Below are 11,490 nucleotides of genomic sequence, written 5' to 3'. Positions count from 1 at the left end.
CGATCAGCAGCCGCACCCCTCGTGGTCGCCCTGCGGCAGCCAGTTCGTGGTCTTGGCGAACCGGTCGTTGCCCGCGTACGTGAGCTTCCACCACCGGTCCCGTGCCGACACGACGGTCGAGAACGTCCCGTCACGAGGGATGGTCAGGGCGCGCACGTAGACGTTCTTCGCGTCGTACTTCCAGGGACCGTCCGGGTCATAGGAGAGGTGCACGGTGCCGCTGTGCACCGTCGCCCACGAGAGGTCGCCGTCCGCCGCGATGCTGAGTGCCTGCACCTTTCCGGAGATCCGGGACGGCCGTCCGTCCGTGGCCGTTGGGTTGGCGATCGACGCCTTGACCCAGGTCGCGCGGCGGATGGACACCGTCTCCGAGTTGTTGATGTTGACCCGGTGCCGGTTCACCTGACCGTCGGGCCGCTGCAGCGCGGCGGTGAACTCGATGCCCACCCGGTAGAAGCCGGGGTTGATCCGCCCGGGCAGCCGGACCGTGTCACCCGCGTTCCCGTGCCGGTCCACGGTGACCGGGTACCGGCGGACGTTGCTCCCGCCGACCCGCTGGAGGGTGACCACGCCGTCGAAGGCGCGCAGCTTGCCACCGGTCCAGCCCAGGTCGACCTTGTACCGGAACACGACCGGATACAGCTCGTTGGTCCTCGTGTTCCCGTTGATGAGGTCGCCCCCGGCCTGCATGCGGGTCGTGACGACGGTGCCGTCCCGGTCGTCGATGTCGACGACCGGGACGGCCTGTGCGGCCGGGGCGGCGACCAGGCCGCCGGCGACGAGGGTCGCGGAGGTGGCAAGGACCACCAGCCCGCGGCGCAAGAGGGAGGTGCGAGACCTGCTGGGCAGTGACATCGCGGTTGTCCTGTCTGCTCGATGGCGCCTGTCCCAGCGGGCGGTATCGCTCGCCGTCAGGCTTCACTACCGAGTACGGACCAGAGAAACCGAGTACGGACCAGAGAACCGGAACGTTGTGGGTGAAGAAGTGCGCCTACCGCTCGGTGGCGCCGATCATCGGCAGGCCGAACGACAGGCCGACGGCGAGGATGCCACCGACGAACAGGTACGGCGATGCCCCGCCGTCACCGATCGACCCGATGGCCATCAGCGCGAACCCGCCAAGGAACAGGGCGAAGCACATGATGAAGCGCACCAACAGGGTCGCTGTGGGCTCCTGCTTCTGCCTACGGGCCACCTCGAAATCACTCATGAGGCAAATCTACCGTCCTATCGGTGTGCGCTGACGGCCAGCTCGCCGACCAGCCCGTTGACCGTGACGGTCACGACGGCCTCGCCCGCCCGCAGCGCGGTCAGCTCGTGCGTGTCCGGATCGAGCGCGAGCACGGCGCCGCGGGGGCAGTCGCGGAGGGCGGCGCGGCCGCTCTGGTCCGTTGTGCACACCCGCTCGCCACCCCAGGCCGACGACACCGGCCAAGCGACCGGCACCTCCCGCGTCTCGTCCTGGACGACGACGGCGTGCGCCTCCGCGGACTCACCGACCGCGAGCGACGGCGGCCCGGAGACCGTGACCTGCTCGGCGCGCGTGTTGACCTCCCAGCTCAGCCACTGTCCCGCTCCCCCTACGCCCGACGCCGGACGGATGCCCAGCATCGACCAGCCGGTGAAGCCACCGTCGGCCGGCGTGCTCGCGGGGCTCTTGCCGGAGTTGCCGTTGACCAGGTACTGGACGCCGTCCTGCGTGCTCGCGTGGAAGACGCCGACGTGCGAGCCCACCGAGGTGATCGACTTGCCGGAACTCTCCTCGAAGTCCTCGAACCAGCCGCGCAGCGTGTCGGCCTCGAGGCGGTCGGTGAGCTGGCTGGCCTTGGTGGGCAGCGGGTCGTCCGGCGGGTGGTGGGCGAACACCACGACGCCCGTGACGGAGCGGTCGGTGGCGGCGTCGTCCAGCGCGTCCCGCAGCATCTGCACCTGTGCGAAGTCGGCGCCCAGGCGGCCGGCCGACGAGTCGAGCATGACCAGGCGCGTGACCCCACCACGGGTAGAGCCCTCGCCGCTGGACGTGCCTGTCGTGACGCGCCCGTCGGGCCCCACGTCCAGCACACGGGTCCGGTCACCGAACTCCTCCTCGAAGTTGGTGATCGAACCACCCATGACCTCGTGGTTGCCCGGCAGGTAGTACCAGGGGAAGTCCGCGCCGGCGAGCTCCTCGGTGAGGATGCGCCGGGCGAGGTCGAAGTCCTCCGGCGCGGCCTCGTCGACCAGGTCACCGTTGATGACCAGGACGTCCGGGTCGTCGGCCACGATCTCGCGGAGAGCGTCGCGTGCGCCTTGCACTGCTCCGGACTCGGGGTCGCGTGCCACGAACTGGGCGTCCGACAGCACCGCAACCCGCAGGGGGGAGCCGTCGGTGGCGCCGTCGGCGGCCACCGTCGCGTCCTCGACCCGTGCCACCTCGGGAGCGTTCACGGCGGGCGGGACCTGTGCCGCGATCCGGGAGAAGGTCAGGGCTCCGGAGTACTGCTTGCCCGCGGCTGTCTCCAGGGCGCGGATCCGCTGCAGCTGCAGGGGGAACTCGACGCCGCCGGGCACCGGGAAGGTCACCTGGCGCCAGCCGGTCCAGCTCACCTCCGGGCCGTCGAGCTGCGTGACCACACCGTCGCCCTGCCGCACCTGCAGCCGCAGCCAGGCCCCGTTGCCGTCACCGTCCACCCACATGCGCACCGCGCGCGGTGCGCCGGGCAGCTCGCGCCCACCCGCCGCGGCCTCGGGCAGCATCGCGTACTGGCCCCGCGTCGCCGTGGACTGGGTGAAGTCGTAGGCCATCCGCAGGCCGGCCGCCCCGTCGTGCCCCTCGCCGGGGGCCACCGAGCCGCCCGGGGCGCGATCGTGCGCCGACGTCCAGGAGGCGGCGTCGGTGAAGTCCGCGACCACGTCCTCCTCCAGGCTGACCGTCACGGCGACCTGGGTCGTCAGGTCCTCACCGTCCGGGCCGGGCACCGACAGCTCGAAGGTGGTGCCGCCGACCGGCGCGAGCGCACGCACCTCGAACGAGCCGTCAGGCGCGGGAACCAGCTCGGCGACCGGTCCTTCGGTGGGCGTGCCGTCGGGGAGTGAGCTCGTCAGGGTCTCGACGGGCTCGGCCACGGTCACCGTGACGTCCCGCGCCTCGATCGGTGCGGTGAACCCGTGCGCGTCGTAGCCGGTGAGGACCAGCGGCGCGGTCGCATCGGCGTCGTCGAGCCCGATGACCGGGGTGTCCACGCCCGTCCGGACGAGGTCGCCGAGCACCTCGACCTCCGTGGTCCCGGTGGCGAGACCGTGCCGGCCGAGGGAGGCGGCCGTGACGACGGTGCTGCCGGGCTTCCGGCCGGTCACCACGCCGTCGCGCACCTTCGCTACCGACCCGTTGCGGGTGCGCCACGAGGACGGCTCGGCGTCGACGGGCCCCATGGCGTCGTCGTACCCCTTGCCGACCAGGGTGCGGTGCAGACCGGGGAAGACCCGGTCGGCGTCGGCAGCCGGGACGGTGGTCCGCACGTCGAAGGCCTCGACCCGGCCCGAGCCGGGTGCCACGAACAGGCCGAGGCCGTTCGCGTCGGAACGCTCGTAGCCGTCGGACGGGCTGTTCAGGATCGTGGTGCCCGTGTCGCCGGGCATCCGGGCGACCATCTCGGAGGAGCCGCCGCCGTCGAGGTTGATCGCGTCGTCGGCGCCGAGCTGCGCCATGAGCTCGCCCAGCTCATACAGGTTCATGCCGGTGCTGTGGGCCTGGCGGCCGTCGACGACCACGAAGTAGGCGCGGTTGCCGGTCTCGTCGAAGCCGACGGCGGTGCGCGGGTGCCGCAGCTCGACATGGTCGCCCGTCGCGGACGTGACCTCGCCGTCCTCCAGGAGCGGGTCCTCGGGTCCGCCGCCGATGGCGACGGCGACGTCACCGGCGTCCTCCCGCAGGCCGTAGGCCACCTCGACCTGGTCGCCCGGCTTCAGACCCGCGAGGGCCTGGGCCGCCGCACCCGGCCGCGCCACGACGGCGCGCGTCCCGTCCGGCAGCTGCCCGCCTGCCGGCTGCCCGACGGCGGTGACGGTTCCGTCGGCGTCGACGGTCACCTCGACGCCCAGCTCCCCTGCGGCCAACGGACGCGTCCGCGTGAAGGTCCCCCAGCCGGCGTCGTACACGGCGACGCCGCCCGCAGGCAGAGCGGTCACGTTGAGGCCGCTGACGGGCACCTCGGTGGCCGAGCCCGTGTCGGCCTCCCAGCTCACCGAGCCCTCGAGGAAGACCTGTGCGAGCCGCCCCGCGCCGTCGGACCCGAACACGACCGAGCGTTCCCGGCCGGGGGAGGCGGACTTGACCAGCGTGCCGTCGTCGACGGCGGCACCGAGGGCCGCGCCCGAGTTGTTGATGTCGAAGTAGTCGCCGTTCACCGCGGCGATCGCGCCGCGGGAGGCGGCCATCTCGGAGACGGTGGCATTGCCTGCCACGTGGTCCGGGCCGACGTAGCCGACCTGCACCTTCCCCGGCTGTGCCGCGGCGTCTCCTGACGTACCGAGGTCCGCGACGAGCACCTCACCGCTCAGCCAACCGTCGTCGCTCATCCGCGCGAACCGCGTGAGCTCCAGGCCGGGGGCGATGCGTTGTTCGTCCCGGCGCGTGACGATCGCATTGCCGTCGTCATCGAGCGGAAGATGGGTGACATCTGCGGAAATTTCGACGGCCTTGCCGGAGTGCAGCGGCCCTCTCGCAAACGGTGTCGGAGCCGTCAGCGCGGCGCCGCTGCGAGGGACGTCCTCCGGGCCGGGAAACGGTGCGGCCGCAGCGCCGACCGCTGGCGCCATCAGCAGGACAGTAGTAATTCCGCAGGTCAGCGCGTTGGTCAAGGTTCTGCGCGGCATCGTCGCCGACATCGCGGGCAGCACTCGTCGCATGCTCGTTCCTTCTGGGGACTCGGGGGGAGCGTTCTGCGGCAGCGTTGCGCGGCGAGGTTATGACCCGGCGGCGGGAGCGTGAATAGTGACGGAACCGCAATGGTGTTCGCTGAGCGCGAAACATGGGCGAGTTCTGGTGACACTACGATGCGTTCGTGGCAAACACGTCCCCCGCCTTCGACCAGCGACCCGCCCGTGTGCGCACGGACTGGGGTATCTCCGGCGCCCTCGCCCTGACCGCAACGGATGCGCGCTCGTCGCTCGTGGTCGTCGTGGACGTGCTCACCTTCTCCACCACGGTCACCGTCGCGTGCGAGCAGGGCGCCGGCGTGTATCCGTTCCCGTACCACGACCCCGCCGGTGCCGCCCGGCTCGCGCGGACGATGCGCGCCGCCCTCGCCGGCCCGCGGTGGGAGGACGGCATCAGCATCTCCCCCGCGTCCCTGCAGGACCTCGACGCCGAGCGCCTCGTGATCCCTTCGCCCAGCGCCGCCCAGATCTGCCACACCATCGCCAACCGCGGCGCCCTCATCGTGGCGGGCAGCCTGCGCAACGCGAAGGCCGTTGCCGGCCTCGCGGCCGCGCACCTGGACGCGTCCGACAAGCACGACGTCGTGCTCGTCCCCGTGGGTGAGCGGTGGCCCGACGACACGCTGCGGCCCGCCCTCGAGGACTACCTCGCCGTCGGAGCGATCGCTACGCGGCTCACCGCGATGCTGCCCACGGTCAGCCTCTCCCCCGAGACCGCTGCGACCATCACCCTGTGGAACGGCACCAAGGACACCGTGGACTCCGTGGGTGGCACCGCGAGCGGTCGCGAGCTGTTGGACTCGGGGTTCGCCGACGACGTCACCATTGCCACCGAGGTGGACGTGACCGATGTGGTGCCCGTGCTGATGGACGGTGCGTTCGTGCCCCTCGGGCACCGCGTCGCCGCTGCCCGTAGCCGCAGGGGCGTCTCAGCCGGCGTGCACTGATACGCAAGGTGCCGGCCAGGCCGGCTACCTCGGCGTGAGGTGTTCCGCGAGGGCCGTCACGATCTGGACGTCACCGTCCAGCCAGGGGACGTCGGCCAGCTCTGCCGCCGTCAGCCAGCGCAGCTCGTCGTGGTCCTCCAGCGGTTCGGGAGCCCCCTGCTGCAGCCGCGCGAACCAGACGCGCATCCGGTGCTTGGTGGTGATCGGCCACGCGCCGCCGTCAGGCCCCGGTAGCTCGGCCCCGACGGTCACCGTCACGCCGAGCTCCTCGACGAGCTCACGGCGCAGCGCTGCGACGTGCTCCTCGCCCGGTTCCACCTTGCCACCCGGGAGCTCCCAGCGACCGGCGAGCGCCGCCGGCGCCGAGCGGCGAGCGGCGAGCAGCCGGGTGGGACGGTCCAGGTCGTCCACGATCGCGGCGGCGGCCACGTCGATGAGGGTCTCCTGCATGCCGAGCAGTCTTCCACCCGGCACCGGTCGACCGACACCCGGTCGGCCCACACCCTTGGACCGACACAGAACGACGACGGCACCTCTGGGGACGGGCGCCGTCGTCGTAGTCCTGTGGGTGCGTCAGTCAGCGATCTGGAACTCGTTCGCCTTGGCAATCGCCTCCGCACGCGAGGACACGCCGAGCTTGCGGTACACACTACGAACCTGCGTCTTCACCGTGTTACGGGTGACGTACAGGCGTCGAGCGATCTGCTCGAGCGTGGCGTCCTCGGTGAGGTTCGCCAGGATTACCCGCTCGCGACGGGTGAGGCTAGGCACACGGTGGTCAAGGGTCATCGCAGTCATGATCGGTTTCCTCCACACAGCGGCCGGTTCTGGGGTTCCGGCCTACGGTTGCTGCTACGAGATAAAGCGACCCGCATGGACTTCATGACGCCGTTCTGAACGAGCTCTTTGACTGTTACCGTTCCGAGACCCAGGCCGCCCCCCAGATGCGCACAATGCGACCTGAGGGGCGGTCCGTCTTCTGGCCCGGAAGTGGCGTGCCGGTCAGCTCCCGGTGTGCGCCGCGTACTGTGCCGCGGTGAGCAGCTCGCCCGCGCCGGTGACCTCGACCTTGAAGAGCCAGCCCTTGCCGTACGGGTCCTGGTTCACGATCTCGGGGTTGTCCACCGCCTCGGAGTTCACCTCGGTGATGGTGCCGCTGACGGGCGTGTACAGCTCGGACACGGACTTGGTGGACTCGATCTCGCCCACCACGGCGCCCGCCTCGACGGTCGCGCCGACGGAGGGCAGCTCCAGGTAGACCACGTCACCGAGCGCTTCGGCCGCGACGTCGGTCACGCCGATGACGGCGGGCGTGGACTCGTCGAGCCATTCGTGCTCGGTGGTGTACTTGAGGTTCTCGGGGAAGTCGGCCATGACAGCTCCTTGCGCGTGGGGTGTGGGATCAGTTCTGGGGACGACGGTAGAACGGCATGGGCACCACCACGAATGGTTCGGCCCGCCCGCGCACGTCGACCGCGAGCTCCGAGCCCTCCGCCGACACCTCGGGCGTCACGTACGCCATCGCTATCGGGTAGCCGAGCGTGGGTGACGGCGCACCAGAGGTCACCCTGCCGACGACCGTTCCCGGTTCGGTGCCGGGACCCCGGCGCACGACGTCGTAGTCCGCGCGCGCGGGGCGCCGGCCCTCGCCGCGCAGCCCCACCAGAACACGGGCGGGCGCCGACTGCTTGCGTGCGGCCAGGGCGTCCCTGCCGACGAAGGGGAGCGGCGTGCCGTCGTCGGACACCTTGTCGAGGCGCACCACGCGCCCCATCCCCGCCTCGAAGGGCGTGGTGGTGGTGTCGAGCTCATGCCCGTAGAGCGGCATGCCCGCCTCGAGGCGCAGCGAGTCGCGCGCCGAGAGGCCCGAGGGCACCAGCCCCAGCGGCTCGCCGGCCGCGAGCAGGGCGCGCCACAGTGCGACGGCCTGCCCCGCAGGGACCCAGATCTCGAACCCGTCCTCACCCGTGTACCCGGTGCGGCCGACGAGCACCGGCTCGCCCTCGAACCGCATGCCCATGCAGGCGTAGTACTTGAGGTCGGCGAACGCGGTGCCGCCAGAGATCTCGGCGTCCTCCACGAGGCCTGCCGTGGCGAGCATGATCTCGGCTGCCCGTGGACCCTGCACGGCGATCAGGGCCTGACCGGCCTGGACGTCCTCGAGCACCGCGTCGAACCCGGCAGTGCGCTCCTGCAGCTCCGCGAGGACGAGCTCCGCGTTGGCGGCGTTCGCGATGACCGAGTACTCGTCGGCGGCGAGACGGTAGACGATGAGGTCGTCCAGAACGCTGCCGTCCTCGGCGCAGATCATCGAGTAGCGCGCCCCCATCTCGCGGACCTTGGAGATGTACCCGACGAGAGCGTGGTCGAGGAACGCGGCGGCGTCGGGCCCCGTCACCTTGATGTTGCCCATGTGGGACAGGTCGAACAGGCCGGCGGCCTCACGGACCGCTCGGTGCTCAGCCAGGTCGGACGTGTACCGCAACGGCATGAGCCAGCCACCGAACGGCGTCATCGAGGCGCCGAGCGCCACGTGCTCGAGGTGAAGCGGGGTCGTCTTGTCGGTCACAAGCTCTCCTTCGTCGTGAGCGTGATCTTTGCGCCTATCTGTCCGTTTTGGGCGCAACGGTCGCGCTCACAGCACAGTGGTGTCACTCGGCGTAGGCCTCTACCGGCGGGCAGGAGCAGACGAGGTTGCGGTCGCCCTTGGCACCGTCGATGCGACGCACGGGCGGCCAGTACTTCGTGGCCCGGAGGCTCGCCACGGGGAACGCGGCCAGCTCGCGCGGGTACGGCTTGTCCCACTTGTCTGTCATGAGCGACGCCGCGGTGTGCGGTGCCCCGCGCAGCGGCGAGTCCTCGGCGCTCCACCGGCCCGCCGCGACGGCGTCGATCTCACCGCGGATGGCGATCATCGCGGTGATGAACCGGTCGAGCTCCGCCAGATCCTCCGACTCCGTCGGCTCCACCATGAGCGTGCCCGGCACCGGGAACGCGAGGGTGGGCGCATGGAAGCCGTAGTCCATGAGCCGCTTCGAGACGTCCTCAGCAGTCACCCCTGTCTCCGCGGTGATCTTGCGCAGGTCGAGGATGCACTCGTGCGCCACGAGCCCGTTCGGGCCCGTGTACAGCACGGGGAAGTACGGGTCGAGCCGCGAGGCCACGTAGTTCGCCGTCAGGACGGCGGTCTTGGTCGCCTCGGTCAGCCCGTCCGGACCCATCAGGGCCACGTAGGCGTAGGAGATCGGGAGGATGCCTGCGGAGCCGTACCGCGTCGAGGCCACGGGGGTGCCGGTCGCGTCGTCGGACGGGCCGGCCGAGACCCCGGGTGTCGGGTCGCCCGGAAGGAACGGCACGAGGTGTTCGGCCACCGCGACCGGGCCGACACCCGGGCCGCCGCCGCCGTGCGGGATGCAGAACGTCTTGTGCAGGTTCAGGTGCGAGACGTCGCCGCCGAACTCGCCCGGCCGGGCCAGCCCCACCAGGGCGTTCAGGTTCGCGCCGTCGATGTACACCTGACCGCCGGCGTCGTGCACCAGGTCGCAGACCTCGCGCACGTGCTCCTCGTACACCCCGTGCGTGGACGGGTAGGTGATCATGATGCCCGCGACCTGCGGGCCGTGCTGGTCCAGCTTGGCGCGCAGGTCGTCCAGCAGGATCTCGCCGTCGTCCGCCGTCGCGACCACCACGACCCGCAGGCCCGCGAGCGCCGCCGACGCCGCGTTCGTGCCGTGTGCCGACGCCGGGATCAGCACGATGTCGCGGCCTTCTTCGCCGCGCGACGCGTGGTACCCCTTGATCGCGAGGAGGCCGGCGAACTCGCCCTGGCTCCCCGCGTTGGGCTGCAGGGAGACGGCCGCGTAGCCGGTGATCTCGGCGAGCTGCTGCTCCAGGGCGGTGACCAGCTCCGTATAGCCGTGCGTCTGGTCGACGGGAGCGTACGGGTGGATGTCCGCGAAGCCGGGCCAGGAGATGGCCTCCATCTCGGCGGTCGCGTTGAGCTTCATGGTGCAGGAGCCGAGCGGGATCATGGTGCGGTCGAGCGCGAGGTCCTTGTCGGAGAGCTTGCGCAGGTACCGGAGCATGCTGGTCTCGGAGCGGTGCGTGTGGAAGATCGGGTGCTGCAGGTAGGTCGTCTCCCGCTTCACTCCGGCGGGGAGGGCTGCGTCCGCTGTGGAGTCGGCGAGGGTCGGCTCCAGACCCAGGGTGGTCAGAAGGGTGGTCGCGACCGTCTCGATGTCGGACCGTGTGGTCGTCTCGTCGAGGCTGACCTGGAGGTGGTCGGCGTCCGGGACGAAGAGGTTGTAGCCCGCCTCGGCTGCCGCGGCCGCCGCTTCCTTGGCCTTGCCGGGAACGTTCAGGCGGATCGTGTCGAAGAAGGTGGCGTGCTCGACCTCGACACCTGCCTCGTCCAGGGCCGTTGCCAGGTCTGCCGCGTGCTGATGGACGCGCTGGGCAATCGCCTTCAGGCCCTCCGGGCCGTGGTAGACGGCGTACATGCTGGCGACGATGGCCAGCAGGGCCTGGGCGGTGCAGATGTTGCTCGTGGCCTTCTCGCGCCGAATGTGCTGCTCGCGGGTGGCCAGGGCGAGGCGGTAGCCGGCGGCGCCGTCGACGTCGATCGAGACGCCGACCAGGCGGCCGGGCAGCTGCCGCTCCAGGCCCTTCTTGACCGCCATGTAGGCGGCGTGCGGGCCGCCGTAGAACAGCGGGACGCCGAACCGCTGCGCGGAGCCCACCGAGACGTCGGCGCCGAGCTCACCCGGGCTGGCCAGGAGTGTGAGGGCGAGCAGGTCGGTGGCGACGGTGACGAGCGCGCCCGCCTGCTTGGCCTCGGCGATCACGCCGCGCGCGTCGAGCACTCGGCCCGACGCCCCGACCTGCTGCACCACGAGGCCGACCAGGGGGCCTGCGGGCAGCTCGGCAGGCAGACCGGCCTGCAGGCCGTTGCTGAGATCGGCCACGACGACGGGCAGGCCGATCGCCTCGGCACGGCCTTGCGCGACGGCGAGCGACTGCCCGAACAGGTCGGCGTCCAGGACGACGTACCCCTCCTTGGCCTTCGACCCGCGCCACATCAGGGCGACGGCCTCTGCGACGGCGCTGGCCTCGTCGAGCAGGGAGGCGTTGGCGATCTCGAGCCCGGTGAGGTCCTCGACTGCGGTCTGGAAGTTGAGGAGCGCCTCGAGCCGGCCCTGGCTGATCTCCGGCTGGTACGGCGTGTAGGCCGTGTACCAGGCCGGCGACTCGAGCACGTTGCGGCGGATGACGGCGGGCGTGTGCGTGCCGTAGAAGCCCTGGCCGATCATCTGCGTCTTGACCTGGTTCTTGCCCGCGAGCTCACGCAGGTGGGCGAGCACCTCGGGCTCCGTACGGGCGGCGGGCAGGTTCAGCGGCGCCTGGCTGCGGATCGCCTTCGGGACCGCCCGGTCGACGAGGGTGTCCATGGTGTCGATGCCCAGCTGGTCCAGCATGGTACTGATCTCACGGCCACGAGGGCCGAGGTGCCGGTCGGCAAAGACGTCGGGATTGTGGGGCGTGCTCACGGCGGGCTCCTGGCTGTCCGAGGGCGTGGGGACGACTGCGGTCCCTCCCCGCTCTGTCATCCGACGCCCTGCCCGCTCGC

9 protein-coding genes are annotated in these 11,490 nt (G+C 71.1%); 1 reads left to right on the top strand and 8 read right to left on the bottom strand.

From position 1 onward, the window contains the following. Positions 1-3 precede the first annotated feature (3 nt). From ACFS27_RS11055 to ACFS27_RS11045, 3 genes are all read right to left on the bottom strand, one after another. On the bottom strand, positions 4-855 hold the full coding sequence (locus ACFS27_RS11055; RefSeq protein WP_377182841.1) for a hypothetical protein: 852 nt from the start codon (positions 853-855) through the stop codon (positions 4-6). Positions 856-991: 136 nt separating this feature from the next. Then, positions 992-1,210, bottom strand: a complete 219-nt coding sequence (locus ACFS27_RS11050; RefSeq protein WP_377182839.1) for a hypothetical protein — start codon at positions 1,208-1,210, stop codon at positions 992-994. A 17-nt stretch (positions 1,211-1,227) separates the two neighbouring features. After that, complete coding sequence (locus ACFS27_RS11045; protein ID WP_377182837.1) at positions 1,228-4,887, bottom strand: phosphodiester glycosidase family protein; 3,660 nt, start codon at positions 4,885-4,887, stop codon at positions 1,228-1,230. 155 nt (positions 4,888-5,042) lie between these two features. Here ACFS27_RS11045 and ACFS27_RS11040 point away from each other — a divergent pair, with 155 nt between their 5' ends. Continuing rightward, positions 5,043-5,864, top strand: a complete 822-nt coding sequence (locus tag ACFS27_RS11040; protein ID WP_377182835.1) for a 2-phosphosulfolactate phosphatase — start codon at positions 5,043-5,045, stop codon at positions 5,862-5,864. 24 nt (positions 5,865-5,888) lie between these two features. Here the strand turns inward: ACFS27_RS11040 and ACFS27_RS11035 are convergent, their stop codons facing one another. From ACFS27_RS11035 to gcvP, 5 genes are all read right to left on the bottom strand, one after another. Further along, a complete protein-coding gene (locus ACFS27_RS11035) occupies positions 5,889-6,314 on the bottom strand; it encodes a (deoxy)nucleoside triphosphate pyrophosphohydrolase (RefSeq protein WP_377182833.1) in 426 nt (141 codons plus the stop codon). A gap of 123 nt (positions 6,315-6,437) precedes the next feature. Next, a complete protein-coding gene (locus tag ACFS27_RS11030) occupies positions 6,438-6,662 on the bottom strand; it encodes a helix-turn-helix domain-containing protein (RefSeq protein WP_129789475.1) in 225 nt (74 codons plus the stop codon). A 204-nt stretch (positions 6,663-6,866) separates the two neighbouring features. Beyond that, positions 6,867-7,238: a glycine cleavage system protein GcvH gene (gene gcvH / locus ACFS27_RS11025; RefSeq protein WP_377182830.1), complete on the bottom strand. Its 372-nt coding sequence runs from the start codon at positions 7,236-7,238 to the stop codon at positions 6,867-6,869. Between the two features lie 28 nt (positions 7,239-7,266). After that, positions 7,267-8,433, bottom strand: a complete 1,167-nt coding sequence (gene gcvT, locus ACFS27_RS11020; protein ID WP_377182828.1) for a glycine cleavage system aminomethyltransferase GcvT — start codon at positions 8,431-8,433, stop codon at positions 7,267-7,269. 82 nt (positions 8,434-8,515) lie between these two features. Next, entirely contained in the window at positions 8,516-11,470 is a 2,955-nt protein-coding gene (gcvP, locus tag ACFS27_RS11015; RefSeq protein ID WP_377182826.1) for an aminomethyl-transferring glycine dehydrogenase, read from the bottom strand. Between the last annotated feature and the right edge of the window lie 20 nt (positions 11,471-11,490).

The organism is Promicromonospora vindobonensis (assembly GCF_042685865.1).
Taxonomy (GTDB): Bacteria; Actinomycetota; Actinomycetes; order Actinomycetales; family Cellulomonadaceae; genus Promicromonospora; species Promicromonospora vindobonensis.
Note: the sequence above shows the minus strand (reverse complement) of the source record. Positions and strands in the feature narration are given on the sequence as shown.

Excerpts from the sequence above, each read along its gene's own strand:
- ACFS27_RS11045 (WP_377182837.1), bottom strand. The coding sequence starts at position 4,887 with ATGCGACGAGTGCTGCCCGCGATGTCGGCGACGATGCCGCGCAGAACC.
- gcvP (WP_377182826.1), bottom strand. The coding sequence starts at position 11,470 with ATGACAGAGCGGGGAGGGACCGCAGTCGTCCCCACGCCCTCGGACAGC.
- ACFS27_RS11030 (WP_129789475.1), bottom strand. The coding sequence starts at position 6,662 with ATGACTGCGATGACCCTTGACCACCGTGTGCCTAGCCTCACCCGTCGC.
- ACFS27_RS11055 (WP_377182841.1), bottom strand. The coding sequence starts at position 855 with ATGTCACTGCCCAGCAGGTCTCGCACCTCCCTCTTGCGCCGCGGGCTG.
- ACFS27_RS11050 (WP_377182839.1), bottom strand. The coding sequence starts at position 1,210 with ATGAGTGATTTCGAGGTGGCCCGTAGGCAGAAGCAGGAGCCCACAGCG.
- ACFS27_RS11035 (WP_377182833.1), bottom strand. The coding sequence starts at position 6,314 with ATGCAGGAGACCCTCATCGACGTGGCCGCCGCCGCGATCGTGGACGAC.
- gcvH (WP_377182830.1), bottom strand. The coding sequence starts at position 7,238 with ATGGCCGACTTCCCCGAGAACCTCAAGTACACCACCGAGCACGAATGG.